Source organism: Hoeflea sp. AS60 (genome assembly GCF_038900115.1).
GTDB lineage: Bacteria > Pseudomonadota > Alphaproteobacteria > Rhizobiales > Rhizobiaceae > Hoeflea.
The window spans coordinates 1,548,497-1,571,221 of sequence record NZ_JBBMQP010000002.1; the positions used below are offsets into that span (position 1 = coordinate 1,548,497).

A 22,725-nucleotide genomic window follows, 5' to 3' on the forward strand; every position below is an offset into this window, starting at 1 on the left:
GTCGGCGCCTGCTTTTGCAGATCAAGCCGCGAAGCACTCCTTGTCGTAGGCTACCAGCCGGGCTGCAGAAGGCCGCGCCTGGCAGCGCGCCACCCAGTCCCTGATCTCGGGCACGTCGGGCGTTGCATCAGGCATCCAGACGAAGGTCGAGCTCAGCAGCACGTCGGCTGCGGAAAATGTTTCACCTAGAATGTATGGAGTCCTGGCGAGTTGGCGGCCAAGCCGCGCGGTCATCTCGTCCACGCCGCGGAACGTGACATCAAGAAGCCGATGCGAAAGGCCCGCAAGCTTGAACACCATGACGGGCTCCATCACATCGCCATACCATGCAAGCCAGCTCAGATAGGCTCCCCGCTCAGGATGCCCGACCGGCCGACCAAGGCCCGCTTCGGGGAAAAGATCGGTGAGATAGAGAATGATGGCGCTTGATTCCCAGATCTCGACGCCGTCATGCACGAGAAGCGGCACCTTGCCTTCGGGATGAGGATTGGCGGGATCAGCGCCACCGGAGCCATCAAAGCGGGTGATGCCGACGATACGGATCTCGACCTGGTCGAGAACGCCAAGTTCATCGAGCAAACGCACGATACGGGAAGAGCGGGACTGCGGCGAATGATAGAGGGTAAGCATGGCAGGCATCCTGACTGAGGTTGATCGTGGCCCCAGGATATAAGCCCTCTCTTGTCAGATTTTGTCAGCATTGATGCAGACCGGCCAAGATGGCGCGCGCTGCCATCGCTCGACATTTTCCGCATCGTGTGTCGCGGACAGACGCGCATGATCGACAAAAATCGAGCATGGATTTATTATCCTTTACGCCAATTGCATAAAGGGGTTCGTCCCCACCGCTGTTTCCAGCAGACCTTATGAAAACCGGGGTTTCACTATGACAGCCGTCGCCTCTTTTGTGCCTGCCCAATCTTCCCGGTCGGTCCAGGGCGTTGCCTGCGTGCTTGGTGGTGCGTGGTGCTTTGTCGGGCAGGATCTGATGGTCAAGGAGCTGCTCGGGGCGCAACCCTTGTGGATGCTGATTTTCGCCCGCGCCTGCGTCTCGGTTCTCGTGCTCGCGCCGCTGATCGTCTGGCTCGGCGGCAAGCACAGGCTCTACACACCGCTGTGGCCGATCCACCTGGTGCGGGCGTTCCTGCTGACCGGCGGCTTCGCGATGTTTTACGCGGCCTTTCCGTTCATGCCGCTCGCGGAGGTCTCCACGATCTTCTTCTCAGCGCCGCTGTTCATAGGCATCCTGGCAGCACTTTTCCTGGGCGAGCGCATGGGGCCGCACCGGATCGGCGCGCTGGTGGTGGGCTTTACCGGCGTGCTGATCGCGATGGCGCCCGGCCATGCCAGCTTCCAATGGGTGGCGCTGCTGCCGCTGATGTGTGCCTTGACCTATGCCGCATCAATGATCCTGACCCGGCGGGTGGGCGACGGCGAAAGCAGCCTGACCATGGGGCTTTGGACCATCGGCGGGTCCGGGGTGATGATCTGGCCGCTCGGGTGGCTGGTCAATGCAGTCGTCCCGATGGGACCGGAATTTTATCACCTGCGGCTTGAGCTTATTGTTCCAGAGGCGTCGCAGCTGGCCAATCTGGCGCTGCTGGGCGTGGTGGGGATGACCGGCTACATTCTGCTCAGCCGCGCCTATCAGGTCGCCAATGCCAGCCTGATCGCGCCGTTTGACTATGCCTACCTGCCGTTTGCCGCAATGGCAGCCTGGTTTTTCTGGGGTGAGGTTCCGGCACTGAACACGCTTGCCGGCATGGCGCTGATCATCGGTGCCGAGCTTTATATCGGGTATCGTGAATTGCGCGCGCCCGAAAGAGCCGAGACACCCGCACCGGTGGGCGAAACCCTGATCGCAACCGGCGTTCCAGCCGTGACCGAAGACACCGAAATGCCAACCGCCGGCATTTTTTAGCGCCAAGCCAGACCCACGCCGACCCGTTCCCCAAAAGATTTTTTGTTGATTGATCACTCAATCAAAACTAGACTTGTGCTCTCGGCAAGGCCCTGACCTTGCCCATCCTGACCCAAGGAAGAGCGCATATGCCCAAGATCGGCATGGAACCAATCCGCCGCAAGGCACTCACAGATGCAGCCATCGAAGCCATCGGCGCGCGCGGTTCGATGGATGTGACGATGTCGGACATTGCCGGACGGGCCGGAGTTTCGCCTGCGCTCGCACACCACTATTTCGGCTCCAAGGACCAGTTGATCACCGCCTCTGTGCGCGCACTGCTGAGCGATCTTAGAAGCGATACGCTCAATGCCCTGAAGGCGGCGCGCAGCAATCGCGCGCGGATCTCGGCGATCATTGCAGTGAGCTTTTCCGACAAGCAGTTCTCAGAGGATGTGGTTGCCGCATGGCTGGCGTTCTACGTGGATGCGCAGCGAGCCCCTGAGATAAGGCGACTGCTGTCGGTCTATGCGCGGCGGCTGCATGCCAACCTGATGAGCGGGTTGACTCCGCTGGCCGGTCAATACGAGGCCGAGCGCATCGCCGAAGGCGCGGCGGCGATGATCGACGGGCTTTACATCCGCAAGGCGCTCGGCACCGGACCTGCGCGTCATGATGCGGTGGCGCTGGTCGAAGATCACATCGAAACGCAACTGCTTGAGATTCGCGGGAGAACAGTATGACGGACGCAGGGGCGAAAAGACCCAATATTCTCATCCTGATGGTCGACCAATTGAACGGAACACTGTTTCCCGATGGCCCGGCCAATTTCCTGCATGCACCCAACCTGAAGAAACTCGCAGCGCGCTCGGTGCGGTTTTCAAAGAACTACACCGCTTCGCCACTGTGCGCGCCGGGCCGGGCATCGTTCATGTCGGGGCAGCTGCCGCGCCGGACGCGGGTGTATGACAACGCTGCGGAATTTGCCTCCGACATTCCGACCTATGCACATCACCTCAGGCGCGCCGGCTATTACACCGGCCTGTCGGGCAAGATGCATTTTGTCGGGCCGGACCAGATGCACGGTTTTGAAGAACGGCTGACCACCGACATCTACCCTGCCGATTTCGGCTGGACGCCGGATTACCGCAAGCCCGGCGAGCGCATCGACTGGTGGTATCACAATCTGGGCTCGGTCACCGGAGCCGGTGTCGCCGAGACCTCGAACCAGATGGAATATGATGACGAGGTGGCATTCTTCGCGAACCAGAAGCTGCATCAGCTATCACGCACCAGTGATGATCCGTCGTCGCGACCATGGGCGTTGACGGTGTCCTTCACCCATCCGCATGATCCCTATGTGGCACGCAAGCAATTCTGGGATCTTTATGAGGGCTGCCCGGAACTCGAGCCCCGCGTTGCGCCCTTTGCCTTTGAGCAAATGGACCAGCACTCGCAGCGCCTCTACAAGGCCAATGATTCCGAGCGCTTCGATATCACGCAAGACAATGTCCGCCGCTCGCGGCAGGCCTATTTCGCCAACATCTCCTATCTCGATGACAAGATCGGCGGCATACTGGCGACGCTTGAAGCAACCCGCATGGCGGACAACACCATCGTGGTGTTCTGCTCAGACCATGGTGACATGCTGGGCGAACGCGGCATGTGGTTCAAGATGAGCTTTTTTGACGGTTCAGCCCGGGTTCCGCTGATGATCGCGACCCCAGGTGCGGAAGGCCGACTGGTTTCGCAGCCCACCTCCAATCTCGATATCACGCCGACGCTGGCAGCGCTTGCAGGCGTGTCGCTCGAAGATGTGGCGCCGTGGACCGATGGCGAAAGCCTGATCCCCGCCATGAATGGCGAGAAGCGCACCGCACCGGTGATGATGGAGTATGCAGCCGAGGGCTCGGAAGCACCCTTGGTGGCGATCCGCGACGGCAACTACAAGTTCGTCCATTGCGAGCTCGATGCACCTCAGCTGTTCGATCTCGATGCAGATCCGGACGAGCTCACCAATCTGGCAATGGACCTTGCGCACGCCGATCGGGTCTCAGCCTACATGGCTCAGGTTCGCGCAAAGTGGGACATGTCACGCTATGACGCCGAGGTGCGCGAAAGCCAGGCGCGCCGCTGGGTGGTCTATGAAGCGTTGAGAAACGGCAACTATTACCCCTGGGATTTCCAGCCGTTGCAGAAGGCTTCGGAGCGCTACATGCGCAACCACATGGACCTCAACATCCTCGAAGAATCGCAACGTTTTCCAAGGGGAGAATGACATGCTGACAGTCTATGGCAGGGCGACGTCCTCCAACGTGCAGGCTTTGATGTGGTGCATAGGCGAGCTCGGGCTCGCCTATGACAGACTCGACATCGGCCATGCCCATGGCGGCAACCGGACGCCGGATTATCTGGCCATGAACCCCAACGGGCTGATACCGGTGGTGCGCGATGACGGTGGCGAGCCAATCTTCGAGAGCGCGGCAATCGTGCGCTATCTCGCCTGCAAGTATGGCGACGAGACCTTCTGGCCTGGCGACCCCAACCATCGCGTCCAGATCGACATGTGGGCGGAATGGATCAAGACCAGCTTCGGGCCAGCCTTCGGTAACGGGGTCTTCTTCCCGATGGTGATCCAGCCCGTGGCGCAGCGCGACCAGAACGCGATCTCTACCGCGATCGAGAAACTCAAGCCTCTGGCGCTGATTCTGAATGCGCGGCTGCAGAAGGGCCCGTATCTCGACGGCGAGCGCTTCAGCTATGCCGACATCATTTGCGGCCATCTGCTGCATCGTTACTTCACGCATGAGTTTGACCGTGCGGACACCCCCGCCTTGAGGTCCTATTTCGAGACGCTGCAGACGCGGCCCTCCTATCGCGAGCATGCCATGGTTTCCTACGAGCCGTTGAGAGCCAAATCATGAAAGCACAACCGAAAGCCTCCCACCACATCGCCGGCGCCTATCTCGAAGACGATGCCGGTGCGGTAATTGAAAGCATCTATCCGGCCACCGGCGAGTTGAATGCCCGGCTGTACTCAGCGACGCCTGCGATCGTTGAACGCGCTGTCGAGGCGGCGAAGGCCGCGCAACCGGCCTGGGCCAAGCTCAAGGGTGTCGAGCGCGGGCGGATCCTTTTGCGCACGGCGCAGATCCTGCGTGAACGCAATGAAGAGATAAGCCGCATCGAGACGCTGGACACCGGCAAGGCCATTCAGGAAACCCTTGTCGCCGACGCGGCTTCGGCAGCGGATGCGCTTGAGTATTTCGGTGGCCTCGCTGGTGCGATCACCGGCGAACATGTCGATCTGGGCGGCGACTTCGTCTACACACGGCGTGAGGCCCTTGGCGTCTGCGCGGGCATCGGTGCGTGGAACTACCCGATCCAGATCGCGGCATGGAAATCAGCGCCGGCGCTCGCCTGCGGCAATGCCTTCATCTTCAAGCCGTCCGAAATGACACCGTTGACTGCCCTGCTGCTGGCTGAAGCCTTCAAGGATGCGGGATTGCCAGCCGGCATTTTCAACGTGGTTCAGGGCTATGGCGATGTCGGCGCGGCGCTCGCCTCGCACCCTGAGATCGCCAAGGTGTCGCTCACCGGCTCTGTGCCAACCGGCGCCAAGGTGCTGGCGGCAGCCGCCCCCACCATCAAGTCCGTGACCATGGAACTGGGCGGAAAATCGCCGATCCTCGTGTTTGACGATGCCGATCTCGAAAGCGCCATCGGCGGCGCGATGCTGGGCAATTTCTATTCGACCGGACAGATCTGTTCGAACGGAACACGCGTGTTTGTCCAGCGCGGTGCCTATGACCGCTTCCTCGAGCGGCTGAAAACCCGCACCGAGGCAATCCGCATCGGGGATCCGCTTGATCCCGACACGCACCTCGGACCAATGGTCTCGATGGCGCAACGCGACAAGGTGATGGGCTATATCGAGACCGGCAAACGTGAAGGCGCACGGCTCGTCACCGGTGGCGGCGTGCCTGTGCTGCAGGGTTTTGAAAACGGCGCCTATATCCAGCCGACGGTCTTTGCTGATGTCACCGACACCATGACGATTGCGCGGGAAGAAATCTTCGGCCCGGTGATGAGCGTGCTGGCGTTTGATGACGAGGACGAGGCGGTCACCCGCGCCAACGACATCCAGTTCGGATTGGCAGCAGGCGTCTTCACCGCGGACCTTACGCGTGCGCACCGGGTGATTGCTGAGCTTGATGCCGGCACCACCTGGATCAACACCTATAACCTCACACCGGTTGAAGCACCATTTGGCGGCGTCAAGCAATCGGGCATCGGGCGCGAGAATTCGCGCGCGGCAATCGAGCACTACACCCACCTCAAAAGCGTCTACGTGGCCACCGGGCCCGTCGACAGCCCCTACTGAGGCGCGTTGATGGCCTGGTCAGCACACGAGATCATCGAGATCGACACGAAGAGCAACGGCGATGCGCTTGAGCACATCAACCGAGCCAGTCTTCTTGCCGTTTTCTATATCGGACAAATACGGCTGGGAAATGCCGGCCGTTTTGGCAAGTTCGGTCATCGAGAGACCTCGGTATTTGCGGTAGGTTCGAACCCGGCTATCTGTTTCAGCAAGTTCGACGATCAGCGCATGGGGGAAGGTCTCTTCGCCCTCCCTGATGCGCGCCGTGATGGCGTTGGCTTCAAGTGTATCGATCATGTCCTCATAGTCATCTTCACTAACGAGAACGTAATTCTTGCCTTCGATCGTAAGCTTCTGAATCTCACCCATGTCATTTCATTCCTTGTAAATGCCGCCGCGCGGACCGGCACTGATCACCATGACGACGACACCCTGATCATCAATAATGACGCGATCCTGACCGACCCGGATGCGATGATAACCGCCGCCCTGCATCTTCTTTATGTCCACGCTCTCACCGCGAGCATAAGCCTCGATTCGGGACAGGATCGCCGCCTTGCGCTTTGGCTGCATGCGGTCGAGGCTTTTCTTTGCATCGCGGCTATATCTGATGGCCTTCATACCGGAAATATAGCCAATAGCTATACATCTATCAACACGGCTGCGAGAGCCCTCTTTTCAATTATCTCGCCCGCAGGGCAGGCAGCGTCCTGCTCACGCGGACAGAATTGAAAGGCCTTTGGCATTGGAGACCATCATGCAAGCAGATTTTGTTATCATCGGCGCAGGTTCGGCAGGCTCCGCGATGGCCGCGCGGCTGAGCGAGGATGGCAAGCATTCGGTGATTGTCATCGAGCATGGCGGGTCGGATTTCGGTCCTTTCATCCAGATGCCAGCCGCCCTCTCCTACCCGATGAACATGGGGATCTATGACTGGGGTTACACCACCGAGCCCGAAGCCAATCTGGGCAACCGGCGGCTCGCCGCGCCGCGCGGCAAAGTCATCGGCGGGTCGTCCTCGATCAACGGCATGGTGTTCGTGCGCGGCCATGCCGAGGACTTCAATCACTGGGCCGAGCAAGGCGCCAATGGCTGGTCGTTTGCCGATGTGCTGCCCTATTTCAAGCGCATGGAAACCTCGCATCAAGGCGGTGGCATCGGCGGCGAAGAGGGCTGGCGCGGCACCGACGGACCGCTGCATGTGCGGCGCGGACCTGCGGTCAATCCGCTGTTCAACGCCTTTATCGAAGCAGGCCGACAAGCCGGTTACGGGGTGACGCAGGACTACAATGGGTCGCGTCAGGAAGGCTTCGGCCTGATGGAGCAGACCATCCACAAGGGCCAGCGCTGGTCCACGGCGGAGGCCTATCTCAAGCCTGCGCTGAAGCGCAAAAACGTGAGTCTTGTCAGAGGCCTGGCGCGCCGGGTTGTCATCGAGAATCACCGCGCAACCGGTGTTGAACTCGAAGTTAACGGATCGATTCAGGTTGTTAAGGCGCAGCGTGAGGTGATCATCGCCGCCTCCGCGTTCAACTCGCCCAAGCTCTTGATGCTGTCGGGCATCGGACCGGGCGCGCATCTTGCCGAGCACGGCATCGATGTCATCGCCGACCGTCCCGGCGTCGGCGCCAATCTGCAGGACCATCTCGAGGTCTATATCCAGCAGGAGTGCATCCAGCCGATCACGCTTTACTCCAAGCTCAACCTCATCTCCAAGGCGATGATCGGGGCGCAGTGGCTGTTCCTCAGGCAAGGACTTGGGACCTCGAACCAGTTCGAGGCATGCGGCTTCATCCGCTCGGAAGCGGGTGTGCCCTACCCCGATATCCAGTTCCATTTCCTGCCCGGCGCGATCCGCTACGACGGCAAGGCCGCAGCCCCGATGCACGGCTTCCAGGCCCATGTCGGGCCGATGCGTTCGCCCTCACGCGGCGCGGTGACGCTCCGGTCTGCAGACGCCAAGGCGGCGCCTGTGATCCACTTCAATTACATGAGCCACGAGAAAGACTGGAGCGACTTCCGCAGGGCCGTGCGGATCACCCGAGAGGTGTTCGGGCAAGCTGCCTTCGATCCGTTCCGCGGCAAGGAGATCCAGCCGGGCAGCGACGTCCAGAGTGACGCCGAGCTCGATGGCTTCATCCGCGAGCACGCCGAAAGCGCCTATCATCCTTGCGGCACCTGCCGGATGGGAAGGGCCGATGATCTTCATGCGGTGGTCGATCCAGAGACCCGCGTCATCGGCGTCGAGGGATTGCGCGTTGCCGACTCCTCGATCTTCCCGCGCGTGACCAACGGCAACCTCAATGGCCCGTCGATCATGACCGGGGAAAAGGCAGCCGACCATATTCTCGGACGCACACCGCTGGCGCCCAGCAATCTGGAACCGTGGATGAACGCCGATTGGCGCGAGACCGACCGGTTGAAAAACGCCTAGCTTTTATCTTTGGATGAGATCTTGATCACGCCTGTCGGCGTGATCAACCGGCGGCCGCCTTATCAGGATGCTGGCCCCAGCAGACGAACCGGCCGCAATCGAAGTCGGAATTGTCGACGCCGTATTCGAGCGGCTTGCCGTCAAGACCGAGCGTGATGCCGCCCGCAGCGCGCAGCACTGCGTCGCCTGCTGCAATGTCCCACTGATGCAGGCAGACAAGCCGGGGATAGACATCGGCCTTGCCTTCGGCCACGAGGCAGAATTTCAGCGATGAGCCGATATGGGTTGTCTCATGCGCAGGCAACTTGTCGAGCCAGGCTTGCGTCTCGGGTTCGCGGTGGCTGAGACTGACGAGGGCGACCGGGGTCTTGGGAAGAGCACGGGTGCGGATTTCCTTCCGGTCGCGAATTTCGCCATCGGCGGTGACTTCCGCGACATAGGCCTTGCTGCCGGATCCGCTCCAGATGCGCCCCAGTGCTGGTGCATAAACAACACCAGCCACCGGCTTCAGATCGCGAATGAGCGCCACATTGACTGTGAACTCGTTGCGGCCGGCGATGAAATCACCGGTTCCGTCGAGCGCATCGACGAGGAAATAGGAGGCCCCGGTCGAGTTCGGGCATTTGCCGTCCTCCGCCATTTCCTCAGCGACCACGGGAACACCCGGAAACTGCTCGGTCAGATGCGCCAGAATGACGGCTTCAGCCGCACGATCGGCCTGGGTCACCGGCGTTGAATCCGATTTTATGGAGACCTTGGCACCACTGGCACGCGCGGCGAGGATTTCCCTGCCAGCAGCAATCGCCGCACGCTCGAAGGTATCGATCAGGTCCGGCAACGGCTGATGATCGGGATCGGCAAAGTCTGGGGCACCCATCGGCAATGGTCCAGCATCGGGTTACAGTTGACCTCTGGCGTCGCACGATTGGAACGCCCGGTCAATGTTCAGTGCAGCGCAACAATGGCAGTATTTGGACAGGTTTTTCTGTTGTACCCAGCCTAAGCGGAACAACAGACCTCAACGGCGGCAGCAAAAGGACTGTGATGCCTCGTTTTTGCGGGCGGGCGAGGCGAAAATCGCTGCCATAACCGGAGCCGCAATCATGTCCACGCAACAATCGCCCGCCGCTGCCGTCTCACGCGAGGCTTTCGGCCCTCAGTTCGCAGCCCAGCTCAAAGCCGAACTTGCGTCGATGCCGCTGCCGGGTCGGATTCTGCGAATCGCCAGCCTTGGTCGGGCGGTGTTCACCACGTCGCTCGGGCTGGAGGATCAGGTGCTGACATCGATCATCGCGGCAACCAAAGCTGACCTGCGGATCGTCACGCTCGATACAGGACGGCTGTTTGCAGAAACGGAAAAGCTGATGGGCGAGACCAAAGCACAGTACGGGCTGTCGATCGAGGTGTTCAAACCATGGAAGGACGAGGTCGACGGCTTTGTCGCGCTCTACGGCATGAACGGATTTTACGACAGCGTTGAGGCACGGCACGCCTGCTGCCATGCGCGCAAGCTGCAACCGCTGGGCCGGGCACTCGAAGACGCCGATATCTGGGTCACCGGGCTCCGCCGCGGTCAGTCGGGCAACCGGGCCAATTCGCCGCTGGCCGAGTGGGACGCAGACCGCAGCCTGCTCAAGATCAATCCGCTGGCCGATCAGACGCTGGAAGCGCTCCAGGCGCGCGCCAAGGCTGACGATGTGCCGATCAATCCGCTGCATGCCAAGGGCTTTCCATCGATTGGCTGCGAGCCCTGCACCCGCGCCATCAAGCCTGGCGAGCCCGAGCGCGCAGGACGCTGGTGGTGGGAGCAGGATGAACGCCGCGAATGCGGCCTGCATCTGTCGGCTTCCGTTTCCGGCTCCCGCGCCCAGGGCCAACCAAAAGTCACGACACCGGCATCCCAAGGGCCGGTCTCTTAAGATATCGCAAGGACACACACATGAAGGTCATTGAACACGGGCGCGGCAAGCCGCCGCTCGATCCACACCTCAAAGCGCTCGAGAACGAGGCGATCCACATATTCCGTGAAGTGGCTGCAGAATTTGAACGCCCGGTGATGCTCTATTCGATCGGCAAGGATTCGTCAGTTCTGCTGCATCTGGCACTGAAAGCGTTTCATCCCGGCAAGCTGCCATTTCCGCTGGTGCATATCGACACCGGCTGGAAGTTCCCGGAGATGATCGCCTTCCGCGATGCGGTGGTTGCCAAACACGGTCTGGAGCTGATCGCCCACACCAACCCGGAGGGGCTTCGTGATAATGTCACGCCGTTCAGCCACGGCTCGTCGCGCTACACCGACATCATGAAGACGCAGGCGCTGAAGCAGGCGCTCGACATGGGTCGCTATGATGTAGCTTTCGGCGGCGCACGCCGTGACGAGGAAGCTTCGCGCGCCAAGGAGCGGATCTATTCGTTCCGCACGCCTGATCACGCCTGGGACCCGCGCAACCAGCGTCCGGAACTCTGGTCGATCTACAATGGCATGATCCATCCGGGTGAGAGCGTTCGCGCGTTTCCGCTGTCGAACTGGACCGAGGTCGACATCTGGCGCTACATCCAGGCCGAACAGATCGAGCTGGTGCCGCTTTATTTCGCCGAACGTCGCAAGGTTGTCGAACGCGACGGCATGCTGATCCTCGCAGAAGACAAGCGGATGCAACTTCTGCCAGACGAGCAGGTGCGCGAGGAGCTGGTGCGGTTCCGCACATTGGGCTGCTTCCCGCTGACCGGCGCGGTCCGCTCGCAAGCCACCACGCTGGATGAAGTGATCGCTGAACTCGAGATCGCCACGGTGTCCGAACGTCAGGGCCGGGCGATCGACCGTGACCAGTCCGGATCAATGGAAAAGAAGAAACGCGAAGGCTATTTCTGATGAGTTCTCAATCACTTTCGCAGACCGCTGAACAGATTGATTCCGGCGATGACGCAACCGGTGCCGGGTCCCATGTCGAGGCACATCCGGAGACGGTGGCGCGGCAGGCTCGGCCGCTCAGGTTCATCACCTGCGGCTCGGTGGATGACGGCAAGTCGACGCTGATCGGCCGGCTGCTGTGGGACACCAAGGCGGTCAAGGAAGATCAGGCTGCGACGCTGAGGCGCGATTCCACCGGCAAACAGAACGAGCTCGGCCTGCCCGATTTCGCGATGCTGCTCGACGGTCTGCAGGCCGAGCGCGAACAGGGCATCACCATCGATGTCGCCTACCGCTATTTCGCCACCGACCGGCGCTCGTTCATCGTCGCCGACACGCCCGGTCATGTGCAGTACACCCGCAATATGGCGACCGGCGCCTCGACCGCCGATCTCGCCGTGCTGCTGGTTGACGCCCGCGCAGGCATTCTCGAACAGACCCGGCGGCATGCAACGATTGCGGCGCTGATGGGCATCCGGCAGTTCGTGCTGGCGGTCAACAAGATCGATCTCAACAACTACGACGAGGCCGGTTTCCGGGCCATTGCCCGCGACTTCAGGGAAATCGCGCTGTCGCTCGGCGTGCGCCAGGTCACAGCCATTCCGGTCTCTGCGCTCAAGGGCGAGAATATCGTGCTGCGTGGCGATGATGTGATGCCGTGGTATTCCGGACCCACGCTGGTCGACGCTCTGGAGAAAGCCACCCAGCGCACCGGCCAGACAACAGGCTTCCGACTGCCAGTGCAGCGGGTCTCGCGCCCCGGCGAAGGCTTCCGTGGCTATCAGGGCACCGTTGCCGGCGGCTCGATCAAGCCTGGCGACAGTGTCGTGGTGCTGCCTTCAGGCGTCGAAGCCAACGTCAAGGCCATCGTCACCTACGATCTGGTACGAAACGCGGCCGTCCACGGCGACGCGATCACGCTGGTGCTCGACCGTCCGGTGGATGTGGCGCGCGGCGACATGATTACGGCGATCGACCAGCGACCGCAGACAGGTCGTGCCTTCACTGCGCGAATGGTGGCGCTTTCGCCCGACGGCATTGTTCCCGGCAAGCGTTACTGGCTGAAGGCCGGTGCCCGCCGCCAGCGGGTGATGGTGCGCCCGACCTCGGCGCTGGATCTTTCGACCGGCAACTGGGACGACGCCACTTTCCTGGCCGTCAACGGCATAGGCGTGGTGGACCTCGATTTCGAGGACACCGCGATCTTTGATGCCTACGAGACCAACCGCGACACCGGCGCTTTCATCCTGATCGATCCGGAAACGCTGAACACGGTTGCAGGCGGCATGATCGACGGCAAGCGCTCGAAGTCAGGCCGGTTTGATGCCCTGCCTGATGCCGACCGCGCGACAGTGACGTTGCCGGCGCGGCTGCTCGAAGCATTCCTCAAGACCGAATTTGCGCGCTCACATGCAGGCGAGATCCGGGTGACGGGGCCCGAAGAGGCCGAAGGCGAATAAGTCGAGCCCGGTCGAGGTCAGCTTTTCGGGCCTCGACCGGGACGGCCCTTCCGTTGCTGCGTCAGGGCGAGGCCTGACTTCAGCGCATCCAGGAAGAACCGTATCTTTGGCAATGCGCCTCGGGAAGCTGCCGTGAGCGCTGTTATCTCCTGTTCCCGGGTTCGCCAGTCTGCCAGCAGTTCTCGCCAGCCTTCAGGGGCCACGAAGTCGGGCAGGAAGGCAAGTCCGCCAGTCCGGGCAGCGGCGGCAATGACCGGCTGCACGTCGTTGGCCATCATCCGGCGCGGGATGTTCACGGTTGCGACTTCCCCGCCTCTGGTAAAGGTGACTTCGCCCGCCTCGAGTGAACGACCGATGCCGAACATTGCAAGTGTTGTCAGATCGGCCGGGCACGTAGGCTCTGACCCGGACCAATCGGGTGACGCGTAAACCCGCGTTCGCGTCGAGCCGAGGCTCGTGACGCTCAGAGCCGGGTGTGGCGACTGCCCCACCCGGATGGCGACGTCTACGTCGTCTTCCAGCGGGTCGACCAAGCGGGTGGTCCATTCGAGGCAGATGTTCACCTTAGGGTGCTCGATCAGGAAATCTGCGAGAATTCCGCTGATGAAAGCCTGGCCAAGAATGACCGGCGCAGAGACTTTCAGACGTCCGGCTGGCTCACGCGCCATCTCGGCTGCGGCATTGAGCGCTGCGTCCGCCTGCTCAAGCATCAGTTGCGCGTGGTCATAAACGCGTCGCCCGACCTCTGTCAGCGCGATCCGGCGCGTCGTTCTGATCAGAAGCGGCAGCCCGAACCGCGCCTCGAGCTGCGCAATGCGTCGACTGATCGTCGCCTGTGGCGTGCCTGTCCGGCGTGCGGCGGCGGTAAAACCACCCGCCTCAACCACCCGGGCAAACAGCGCCAGATCATCCAGACCAAGATCGATCAATTCATCCATGGATTAAATATATCCATTTCGATGATCTAATCAATTCTGCTGCAAGCCTTAGATTTTTCCCCGTATGGAAGTCGAGGCAAGCGAAATTGAGCGGAACGGACAGCAGCAGAAGTGCCGGAGAAGCACCCGGCCGTGTGGGAGAAGGCCTCATCGCCGCACATCCAGATGCCGATGCGGGGCAGCGTCGCCGGCACGCGCACGCGGCCGAAGGCCGATACGTTCCGAGCCGGGGCCGCGGGCCAGACAGCTCTCTGATTTCCCTTCAGAAACTCAGCGCCGCAGGGGCCATCCTGCTGCCTCAACACAGCAAGAAGGACCAATCATGACCGACCTCCTCCCCGGCCAGGCGGAAGCCATCGCTGAAGTCAACGATTTGCGCGTGCGTATCACCCAAGGCGACCCTGACACTCTCGATCTGATCCTGGGCAAGGCTCACACGCATTATGCATGGACCGACAGGAAGGTGGAGGAAGCCACGCTGCGTGCCGCGTTCGATCTTGCCCGCATCGGGCCGACCTCGATGAACTGCCAGCCAATGCGCGTGGTCTGGGTGCGCTCACCAGAGGCAAAGACACGCCTGCTCCCGCATCTGATGGAGGGCAATCGCGACAAGACCGAGAAGGCGCCGGTGACAGCGATCATTGCGCATGACACGGCTTTTCACACGCAATTCGCAAAGATCTTTCCGATCAATCCAGGTGCTGCCGGGTTCTTTGCCGGCGATGTGGCGCTGGCGGAGGCGACCGCATTCCGCAATGCTACACTTCAGGCAGCCTATCTGATCATCGCACTCAGGGCGCACGGTCTCGACGTGGGCGCTATGTCCGGCTTCGATAATGCCGGAGTGGATGCTGAATTCTTCCACGGCGACACCTTCAAATCGAACTTCCTGATCAATGTCGGCTATGGCGACGCGAACGCAGTCTTCCCGCGCCTGCCACGGTTCGCCTTCGATGAGGTGTCGGAGATCCTGTGACGATTGAGACCCAAGATCTGAACCAGACATGAGCAGGACCCATGACCCATGGTTTTCAAGCCGTTGCCGTCTGCCTCGTACTGTTTGCATCGGCCTTTGCGGCAAAGTCTGGCCCGGTCACCGACACCGGCATTATCGAGGCCACCCCATGACGAGTGCGGAGAGCAGCAGTGGATCCAGTCCTGGGGGCGGTCCGGGCGCATTGGCCTCGGCAACCCTTCTCGGGGCTGCGACCATGACCATCATGGCAGGCGCGACAATTGCCCCGTCATTGCCCGCGATGGCAGAACATTTCGGCGCGGGGACCGAACTTCGCGTGCGGCTGCTCGTGACAATCACCGCGCTAGCGATTGCGATCGCCGCCCCGGTTGCGGGCTTTCTTGGCGACCGGGTTGGGCGGGTGCCGGTTCTGTTTGTCTCCGTCGCGCTTTACGTGGCGGCCGGCGGCGCGGGTCTGGTACTCAGTGACTTGCTTGCACTTCAGATCTCGCGCGTGGTTCTCGGATTTGCGGTCGCCGGCGTGATGACGTCGGTCAGCGCCCTGATCGGCGATCTTTACGAAGGTCCGGCCCGCGACCGGATGCTGGGATTTCAAGGTGCGGCAATGGGTTTTGGCGGCGTGGTCTTTCTGGGCCTCGGTGGGCTTCTGGCAGGCATAAGTTGGCGTGGTCCTTTTGCCATCTATCTGCTGCCGCTGGTGCTGTTGGCGCTCATCCCACTGGCGCTCGGCAGAGCAAGATCCGGCAGCAGCGAACCGGACAGTGCGGCTGGAAACGCATCCCCTCTCCCTATTGGAACTCTCGCCCTGATATGCACTGCCGCCTTCATCGGCATGATCGGCTTTTATGCGGTGCCCGTGCAATTGCCGTTTCTGCTGACCGAGCGCGGCAATAGCGCTCCCGCCTTCAGTGGCGCGATGATGGCCGGGATGACACTGGTCTCGGCCGTGACGGGCCTCGCCTATGGATGGGTCGCCAGAATGGTGCCGCTGCGCGGCCTTGCCGTGATGGCCTTCGCATCAATCGCCATCGGGCTTGGCCTGATCTGGCTTGGTAGCGGCACGACCTATCCCGGCCTCGCTGGCTTGGGCTTTGGCATGGGTCTGCTGATGCCGACATTGTCGCGCTGGCTTCTCTCCGTCACCCCGCCGATGGCGCGTGGCCGGGTGATGGGGGCGCTGACAACCGCGATCTTTGCCGGCCAGTTCGCTTCACCCCTTATCCTTGCGCCAGTGATCGCCAACTCCGGGCTTGCCTCCGGGTTTCTGGCAGCCTCAGTGCTCGCGCTCTTCGTCGCGATCCTGCTCGCCGCAACACGCCCCGCCACCACCACCACAGGGAGACCTGCAACATGAACCGATACATTCTCGCTACCCTTATCGCCGCACTGCCGGTGACGGCCTTTGCCCAGGACGCCGAGACGCGTATTCCCACCAATGGGATCGAGCTCAACGTCAAGGCATGGGGCGATCCTGAGAACACCGCCGTGGTGCTGATGCACGGCTGGATGGGCACCTCGCATACCTGGCGCAAGCTGGCACCGTTGCTGGCGGGCAACCGGTTTGTGATCGTGCCTGACATGCGCGGACATGGCGCATCGGACAAGCCGGAGGCGGGCTATGACGCAGTTGGACTGGCCGCAGACATCAAGGGACTTCTGAACCACTACGGCAAGAGCGAGGCCCATGTGGTGGGCCACGATATGGGCGCACTGGTGTCGCTGGCCTTCGCCGGGACCTATCCCGAAACGGCGCTCAGCATGACCTATCTGGACGAGCCACTGGTTGGCTACAATCTCGACCAGTTCACGGTCTACCGAGAGGAAACCTATGGCGGCTACTGGCACTTCGGTTTCAACAGTGCGCCCGGGCTTGCGGAAATCCTCGTTGACGGCAAGGAGCAGGCTTTCGTCGACTGGTTCGTGCCGCTGATGCATGCCCCGAACCCTGACGCTGTAACCGCAGCGGATCGCGCGAAATATGCCGAAGGCCTAAAGACAGAAAACGGAATCGCCGGATCGATAGGCTGGTACCGCGCGACCTTCGAAACGGCCCGGCAATTGCGCGCGCTTGGCGACGCAGGCATCGACGTGCCGATCATGGCCTGGGGCGGTGAATATGGCGTTCCAGTCACCCATGCCCAGTTCGAAGCGATCTCAACGGATGTACGCGGCGGCACGATCCCGGGCACGGGACACCTTCTCCCCGAAGAGGCACCTGACTTCCTCGCGACCGAACTCAATGCATTCTTTGATGAAACCGAAGCTCAATGAAGGAGAGACCATGCACACGATCAATACGCTTACCATCGAGAATTCCGTGCTCTGCCTGATCGACCATCAGCCATGGGTGGCGTTTCCTATCAACTCGATCACGCCGGAGCATCTGACCAACAATGTGCTGGGGCTGGCAAAGACCGCCAAGACCCTCGACGTGCCGACCATCCTGACGACGATCAACGGAAGGTCGGGGCCGCTGATGGATCCGCTGTTCCAGGGACTGACAGCGCTTTGGCCCGATGTCGAACCGATCGACCGTCACAATACCAATGCCTGGTCAGATCCCGCTTTTGTTGAAGCCGTCAAGGCAACGGGCCGCAAGAAGCTGGTCATGGCGGGACTCTGGACCGAAGTCTGTCTGGCCCAGACCGCGATTTCGGCGATGCAGGCCGGCTACGAGGTGTTCTTCGTCGCCGATGCGTCTGGCGGGCTTACGCCAGAATCGCATGAACGCGCGTGCCAGCGGATGATCCAGGCGGGTGCGGTGCCGATGAGCTGGTTCGCCGTAGCCGCCGAATGGACGCCAGACAACACGGCGGCCGAATACCCGCGGATGTATCCGATCGCTCTTGCCCATGGCGGCGGGCTGCAATGGGCGGTGGAATATACACTTGCCAACATTCCGCAGCAGGGAAGCTGAATTCAGTATCAGACCAGAAGGGCCGCATGCCTCTACCAGGAAGCATGCGGCCCGGCCTGCCTGTGTCCCCCGTCCATTCAGCTGAAAGGTTCGCCAAGACTTTTCTGGCGGCAGAGCGAGGCCACAGCTGCTGGTTGGTGTTTGGGACAGGTCCAACTCCTGAAGCGGCCAAATCCTTCTATCGGGTCTTGACTGATTGCAAACCACAGAGGTACGTACCTCATGGTGAGCTGAAATTGATCGTCTTCGGCGCACACATGTCTGACCGATCCATGGTGGTGGAGCGGAGCAGACCCAAGGGGCAGCTTCGGGAGGGCAATGCCATGAAGGACTTCACCGTCAATCCGGATTTCGTCATCAGGGACGAAGCCTCTCTTCGAAGTCTGTTTCAGGCGACGCACCCACTGGCTGCCCAGAAGTGTCAGAATTCACTCGACATCCACGCACAGAACTTTATCAGGCGGTCACCGTTCCTCTGCATCGGCACGCAGAACCTGGATGGAAGGGCCGATGTCAGTCCTCGCGGTGACCCGGTCGGCTTTGTCGAAATTCTCGATCAGCGCACCTTGGCGATACCGGACCGGCCCGGAAACAACCGTCTCGACAGTCTGGTCAACATTCTCGCCAACCCCAGCGTCGGGCTGCTGTTTGTCATACCCGGTTTTGACGACACATTGCGTGTGAACGGACAGGCCAGCCTGGTCACCGACCCAGAGCTTCTCAAGAGCATGCGCGTCAACGAGCGCACCCCGAAAATCGCAATCGTGATCAAGGTGACAGAGGTCTTCCTGCATTGCGCCAAGGCATTCCGGCGCTCTCACCTGTGGGATCCGGATCACTTTCAGGATCGCGCCGAGATGCCGTCCCTGATGAACATGATCCTGGACCAGACAACGGGCGCTCCGAGCGACGGCGACGAGATGCGTAAATTGGATGCTGGCCTCGAAGACGAGTACAAGACCACAATGTACTGAATTAGGCATTGAGTTTGGAGAGAACCCGGCAGGCTCGGCGTTCTCGCTGTCGGCACGATGAGCGTCAAACGATGGATTTTGCATTTGCCGCAGCGCAGCAAGGATTCCTTAGAAACTTCGTGTTCAAATTGATTAAAGCCTTAATCAAATTTGAACCTGGACGCTCTCCCCATGGAACATTACGACTTTATCGTCATTGGCAGCGGCCCGGCCGGGCGGCGGGCGGCTATTCAGGCTGCGAAATTTGGCAAGAAGGTTCTGGTGGTGGAGCGAGGCCACCGTGTTGGTGGGGTTTCGGTTCATACCGGAACCATTCCGTCGAAAACCCTGCGCGAGACAGCGCTCAATCTCTCAGGATGGCGCGAGCGCGGGTTTTACGGCCGGTCTTACCGGGTGAAGCAGGACCTGACGGCGGGGGATCTGCGCGCGCGGCTCGACATCACGCTCAACCACGAGATCGAGGTGCTCGAGCACCAGTTCGCCCGCAACCAGGTCACCACCTTGCGCGGCGATGCGCGGTTCAAGAACCAGACCACCATCGAGGTCGATGGCGAACAGGGTGAGACGTTCGAATTCTCCGCAGAGTCCATACTGCTGGCTGTCGGAACGGTTCCGTTCCGGCCGGGTTACGTGCCGTTTGACGGCAAGAACATCTTTGACAGCGACGAGATACTGAACCTTGACCACCTGCCCCGGTCCATTGCGGTCATCGGCGCCGGCGTCATCGGCATCGAGTATGCCACGATCTTCAGCTCGCTTGATGTGCATGTGACGCTGGTCGAGCCGCGCGATACGATGCTGGACTTCATCGACCGGGAGCTGATCGACGATTTCACCCATCAGCTCAAGGACCGCGGCATGGTTCTGCGCTTTGGCCGAAAGGCCGAGAAGATCAGCAAGCTGGAAGACGGCATGTGCGAAATCCAGATGGAGGGCGGCAGAAACATCCGCTCGGAAATGGTGTTGTTCGCCGCCGGCAGAATGGGCGCAACCACTGAGCTCAACCTAGAGGCATGCGGTCTCGAAAGCGACAGCCGCGGCCGGATCAAGGTGGATCCGAAAACATTCAAGACCGACGTGCCCAGCATCTATGCCGCAGGCGACGTGATCGGGTTTCCGAGCCTTGCCTCGACATCGATGGAACAGGGCCGGATTGCTGCCTGCCACGCGCTCGGACGGCCTGCCCACGAGCCACCGAAGTTCTTCCCCTACGGGATCTACTCGGTGCCCGAAATGTCGACAATCGGCATGACGGAAGAGGAAGTGATCGAGCGCGGAATTTCCTATGAATGCGGCATTGCCCGTTTCAGGGAAACATCGCGCGGTCACATCATGGGGCTCGATACGGGGATGCTGAAACTGATCTTCTCGCTCAAGACCCGCAGGCTTCTGGGCTGTCATATCGTTGGTGAGGGCGCGACGGAACTCATCCACATCGGCCAGGCCGTGCTCAACCTCAAGGGCACGCTTGAGTACTTCGTCGAGAACGCCTTCAACTATCCGACCCTTGCCGAAGCCTACAAGATCGCAGCGCTTGACGCCTGGAACCGGATGCCGGTGCCAGACACCCAGGGATTGATCTCAGCCTGAGCTTTCAGGCGCATCCCGAACATATACCGCGCAACTCTACCACGGCCTTCCTGACGGTGAAGCCATCAGTGACTGCAAGCGCGCGCAGACGCGTTTCGAGCCCCTCGTCGGAGATCTCGGTGACCTTGCCGCAGGTCTCGCAGATGGCAAAGGCGATGGTTTCGTGGCTGTCGCAGCCGGGATGGCGGCAGGCGACGAAGGCGTTGAGGCTTTCAAGCCGGTGGACCATGCCAGTCTCGACCAGCTTGTCGAGTGCGCGGTAGACCTGCAGCGGTGCGCGGAAACCATCGTCGCGCAACTGGTCGAGAATGGTGTAGGCCGACAACGGGCCATCAGCGCGCGAGAGTGCGCCAAACACCAGCGACTGGTTCTTGGTGAGATCGGACGGTGCACGTCCGTGTTCATGACTGTGTGCAACTTCGTTCATGAGGTGGATCCTTCCGATTTGGGTGGATGAGTGCGGCCGCGCGCAAGCCGCGCGATCAGTCCGCCGATTGGAGACATGGCAACCAGGAACAGGGCAAGGGCCGCGACCACGATGCTCGGGCCGGAGGGCGTATCCCATCTCAGCGACCCTTCGAGGCCGAGCACAATGGCCGCCATGCCGGCAAGCGAGGCGAAGATCGCCATCTGCTCGGGGCCAGAAGCAAAGCGCCGGGCTGTGGCTGCGGGAATGATCAACATGGCGGTGATCAGCAGCACGCCGACGATCTTGATCGACATGGCGATGACGGTCGCCATCAGGATCATGAAGACGAGATTTGCGCGGTCGGGATGCATGCCTTCGGCTTCCGCCAGTTCGGCGCTGACGGTGGCGGCAAACAGCGGTCGCCAGATCAGGGCCAGGACCACCAGCACGATAATGCCGCCGCCCCAGATGACCGCGATGTCCGTCGTGGAGACGGCGAGGATGTCACCGAAGAGCAGGCCCATCAGATCCATGCGGACCCATGTCATGAAGGCGAGCGCGACAAGCCCCAGGGCAAGGGCTGAATGCGACAGCAGACCGAGCAGCGCGTCAGACGAAAGCGTGGCGCGCTTCTGCAGCAACAGCAGCGCCAGCGAGATCAGCACCGAAACGGCAAAAACCGCAAGCGTGATGTTGACCTCGAAGAGGAAGGCGAGAGCGACGCCAAGCAGCGAGGCGTGCGACAGCGTATCGCCGAAATAGGCAAGCCTGCGCCAGACGATGAAACAGCCGAGCGGACCTGCGACCAAGGCAACGCCGAGGCCTGCGAGCACGGCACGGGTGAAGAAATCATCCAGCATTACGTCCCTCCCCTTTACCAACAGCGGATCCGGCGCTGCCGCTTGGCGAATGATGGTGGTTATGGTCGTGTCCGTGGTCATGATGGTCGTGACCGGCATGGTCGTCATCATGATCATGATGGCCATCGTCGGGATGGCAGCTCGCCGTCACCGAACCGTCAGCGTGGCGGACTGTGCCATCGGGCAGATGGGTGTGATCATGATTGTGCTCATAGACTGCGAGTGCCGCATCAACCCGGCCGCCAAACATCCGGCGGTATTCGTCGCTTGCGGCCACGGCGACGGGTGTGCCCTGGCAGCAGACGTGGCCGTTGAGGCAGATCACACGGTCGGTGGCGGCCATGACGACATGCAGATCATGCGAGATCAGCAGAACGCCACAGCCGATGTCGTCGCGGATCTTCTTGATAAGATCATAAAGGGCAATTTCGCCGCTATAGTCGACGCCCTGTACCGGCTCATCCAGCACCAGGAGATCGGGCTTGCGGGCGATGGCGCGGGCCAGCATGGCGCGCTGGAATTCGCCGCCAGAGAGATTGCGCACTTCCGACGCCAGCAGATGCGAAATTCCGGTGGCCTTGAGCGCCTGTTCAGCGGCTCCAGACGAGACGCCACCGGTCAGGCGCATGAAGCGCTTCACGGTCAAGGGCAGCGTCCAGTCGACAGAGAGTTTCTGTGGCACATAGCCAACGCGAAGGCCGGGCATGCGATCGGCAGAACCTTCGTCGGGCTTGATCACCCCGAGCGCAATCTTTGCGGTGGTCGACTTGCCCGAGCCATTGGGCCCGATCAAGGTCACGATCTCGCCCTTGCGGATGGTCAGATCAACCCCGCGCACCAGCCAGCGCCCGGCGCGTTCGACGCCGGCTCGCTCAAGCGAAATCAGGGGCGGTTGTGGCTGCAGCATGCCTGTTCCTCAGAAAAACGACTTTCCTATCTTGCCTGATGATATGACACACGTTATACCGTTAC

Annotated in this window: 23 protein-coding genes; 15 read left to right on the top strand and 8 right to left on the bottom strand. The window is 61.1% G+C overall.

The window, feature by feature from the left end; genetic code table 11:
• Nucleotides 1-21: 21 nt before the first annotated feature.
• Nucleotides 22-630 (bottom strand): glutathione S-transferase family protein, encoded by a 609-nt coding sequence (locus WNZ14_RS17795; protein ID WP_342869953.1) that lies wholly within the window; start codon nt 628-630, stop codon nt 22-24.
• Nucleotides 631-886: 256 nt separating this feature from the next.
• On the opposite strand from WNZ14_RS17795, the gene WNZ14_RS17800 reads away from it, so the two are divergent.
• The 5 genes from WNZ14_RS17800 (at nt 887) to betB (ending at nt 6,284) form a co-directional block, all read left to right on the top strand.
• Nucleotides 887-1,921, top strand: coding sequence for a DMT family transporter (locus tag WNZ14_RS17800; protein ID WP_342869954.1), 1,035 nt, complete (start codon nt 887-889; stop codon nt 1,919-1,921).
• A gap of 128 nt (nt 1,922-2,049) precedes the next feature.
• Entirely contained in the window at nt 2,050-2,643 is a 594-nt protein-coding gene (betI, locus tag WNZ14_RS17805; RefSeq protein ID WP_342869955.1) for a transcriptional regulator BetI, read from the top strand.
• Nucleotides 2,640-4,178 (top strand): choline-sulfatase, encoded by a 1,539-nt coding sequence (betC, locus tag WNZ14_RS17810; RefSeq protein ID WP_342869956.1) that lies wholly within the window; start codon nt 2,640-2,642, stop codon nt 4,176-4,178. Before betI ends, betC begins: the two co-directional genes overlap by 4 nt.
• A 1-nt stretch (nt 4,179) precedes the next feature.
• The gene (locus tag WNZ14_RS17815) at nt 4,180-4,824 is read left to right on the top strand and encodes a glutathione S-transferase family protein (protein ID WP_342869957.1); all 645 of its coding nucleotides are present in this window, start codon (nt 4,180-4,182) and stop codon (nt 4,822-4,824) included.
• Complete coding sequence (gene betB, locus WNZ14_RS17820) at nt 4,821-6,284, top strand: betaine-aldehyde dehydrogenase (RefSeq protein ID WP_342869958.1); 1,464 nt, start codon at nt 4,821-4,823, stop codon at nt 6,282-6,284. Before WNZ14_RS17815 ends, betB begins: the two co-directional genes overlap by 4 nt.
• A gap of 18 nt (nt 6,285-6,302) precedes the next feature.
• Here the strand turns inward: betB and WNZ14_RS17825 are convergent, their stop codons facing one another.
• On the bottom strand, nt 6,303-6,653 hold the full coding sequence (locus WNZ14_RS17825) for a helix-turn-helix transcriptional regulator (protein ID WP_342869959.1): 351 nt from the start codon (nt 6,651-6,653) through the stop codon (nt 6,303-6,305).
• A 6-nt stretch (nt 6,654-6,659) separates the two neighbouring features.
• Nucleotides 6,660-6,905 (bottom strand): cytotoxic translational repressor of toxin-antitoxin stability system, encoded by a 246-nt coding sequence (locus WNZ14_RS17830; protein WP_342869960.1) that lies wholly within the window; start codon nt 6,903-6,905, stop codon nt 6,660-6,662.
• 136 nt (nt 6,906-7,041) lie between these two features.
• Between WNZ14_RS17830 and betA the strand changes: the two genes are divergently transcribed.
• Entirely contained in the window at nt 7,042-8,718 is a 1,677-nt protein-coding gene (betA, locus tag WNZ14_RS17835) for a choline dehydrogenase (RefSeq protein WP_342869961.1), read from the top strand.
• Nucleotides 8,719-8,761: 43 nt separating this feature from the next.
• Here the strand turns inward: betA and cysQ are convergent, their stop codons facing one another.
• A complete protein-coding gene (cysQ, locus tag WNZ14_RS17840; RefSeq protein WP_342869962.1) occupies nt 8,762-9,595 on the bottom strand; it encodes a 3'(2'),5'-bisphosphate nucleotidase CysQ in 834 nt (277 codons plus the stop codon).
• 226 nt (nt 9,596-9,821) lie between these two features.
• Between cysQ and WNZ14_RS17845 the strand changes: the two genes are divergently transcribed.
• The 3 genes from WNZ14_RS17845 to cysN are packed head-to-tail and all read left to right on the top strand — an operon-like array spanning nt 9,822 to nt 13,089.
• A complete protein-coding gene (locus tag WNZ14_RS17845; RefSeq protein WP_342869963.1) occupies nt 9,822-10,637 on the top strand; it encodes a phosphoadenylyl-sulfate reductase in 816 nt (271 codons plus the stop codon).
• 20 nt (nt 10,638-10,657) lie between these two features.
• The gene (cysD, locus tag WNZ14_RS17850) at nt 10,658-11,590 is read left to right on the top strand and encodes a sulfate adenylyltransferase subunit CysD (RefSeq protein WP_342869964.1); all 933 of its coding nucleotides are present in this window, start codon (nt 10,658-10,660) and stop codon (nt 11,588-11,590) included.
• Nucleotides 11,590-13,089 (top strand): sulfate adenylyltransferase subunit CysN, encoded by a 1,500-nt coding sequence (cysN, locus tag WNZ14_RS17855; RefSeq protein WP_342869965.1) that lies wholly within the window; start codon nt 11,590-11,592, stop codon nt 13,087-13,089. The genes cysD and cysN overlap by 1 nt, the downstream gene beginning before the upstream one ends.
• Before the next feature lie 17 nt (nt 13,090-13,106).
• On the opposite strand, the gene WNZ14_RS17860 is transcribed toward cysN, so the two are convergent.
• Nucleotides 13,107-14,027 carry a LysR substrate-binding domain-containing protein gene (locus WNZ14_RS17860; protein ID WP_342869966.1) on the bottom strand — a complete coding sequence of 307 codons (921 nt, stop codon included), beginning with the start codon at nt 14,025-14,027 and terminating at the stop codon, nt 13,107-13,109.
• Between the two features lie 322 nt (nt 14,028-14,349).
• Here WNZ14_RS17860 and WNZ14_RS17865 point away from each other — a divergent pair, with 322 nt between their 5' ends.
• The 6 genes from WNZ14_RS17865 to sthA all read left to right on the top strand — a co-directional run bounded on the left by WNZ14_RS17865 (nt 14,350) and on the right by sthA (nt 20,484).
• Nucleotides 14,350-15,003, top strand: coding sequence for a malonic semialdehyde reductase (locus WNZ14_RS17865; RefSeq protein WP_342869967.1), 654 nt, complete (start codon nt 14,350-14,352; stop codon nt 15,001-15,003).
• Between the two features lie 148 nt (nt 15,004-15,151).
• On the top strand, nt 15,152-16,357 hold the full coding sequence (locus tag WNZ14_RS17870) for an MFS transporter (protein WP_342869968.1): 1,206 nt from the start codon (nt 15,152-15,154) through the stop codon (nt 16,355-16,357).
• Nucleotides 16,354-17,274 carry an alpha/beta hydrolase gene (locus WNZ14_RS17875; RefSeq protein WP_342869969.1) on the top strand — a complete coding sequence of 307 codons (921 nt, stop codon included), beginning with the start codon at nt 16,354-16,356 and terminating at the stop codon, nt 17,272-17,274. The genes WNZ14_RS17870 and WNZ14_RS17875 overlap by 4 nt, the downstream gene beginning before the upstream one ends.
• A 10-nt stretch (nt 17,275-17,284) precedes the next feature.
• Nucleotides 17,285-17,920, top strand: coding sequence for a hydrolase (locus WNZ14_RS17880; RefSeq protein WP_342869970.1), 636 nt, complete (start codon nt 17,285-17,287; stop codon nt 17,918-17,920).
• 323 nt (nt 17,921-18,243) lie between these two features.
• Complete coding sequence (locus WNZ14_RS17885; protein WP_342870274.1) at nt 18,244-18,894, top strand: pyridoxamine 5'-phosphate oxidase family protein; 651 nt, start codon at nt 18,244-18,246, stop codon at nt 18,892-18,894.
• Between the two features lie 171 nt (nt 18,895-19,065).
• Nucleotides 19,066-20,484, top strand: coding sequence for a Si-specific NAD(P)(+) transhydrogenase (sthA, locus tag WNZ14_RS17890; RefSeq protein ID WP_342869971.1), 1,419 nt, complete (start codon nt 19,066-19,068; stop codon nt 20,482-20,484).
• 4 nt (nt 20,485-20,488) lie between these two features.
• On the opposite strand, the gene WNZ14_RS17895 is transcribed toward sthA, so the two are convergent.
• The 3 genes from WNZ14_RS17895 to WNZ14_RS17905 are packed head-to-tail and all read right to left on the bottom strand — an operon-like array spanning nt 20,489 to nt 22,660.
• Nucleotides 20,489-20,911 (bottom strand): Fur family transcriptional regulator, encoded by a 423-nt coding sequence (locus WNZ14_RS17895; protein ID WP_342869972.1) that lies wholly within the window; start codon nt 20,909-20,911, stop codon nt 20,489-20,491.
• Complete coding sequence (locus WNZ14_RS17900; RefSeq protein ID WP_342869973.1) at nt 20,908-21,753, bottom strand: metal ABC transporter permease; 846 nt, start codon at nt 21,751-21,753, stop codon at nt 20,908-20,910. The genes WNZ14_RS17895 and WNZ14_RS17900 overlap by 4 nt, the downstream gene beginning before the upstream one ends.
• Complete coding sequence (locus tag WNZ14_RS17905) at nt 21,743-22,660, bottom strand: metal ABC transporter ATP-binding protein (protein ID WP_342869974.1); 918 nt, start codon at nt 22,658-22,660, stop codon at nt 21,743-21,745. Before WNZ14_RS17905 ends, WNZ14_RS17900 begins: the two co-directional genes overlap by 11 nt.
• Nucleotides 22,661-22,725: the final 65 nt, after the last annotated feature.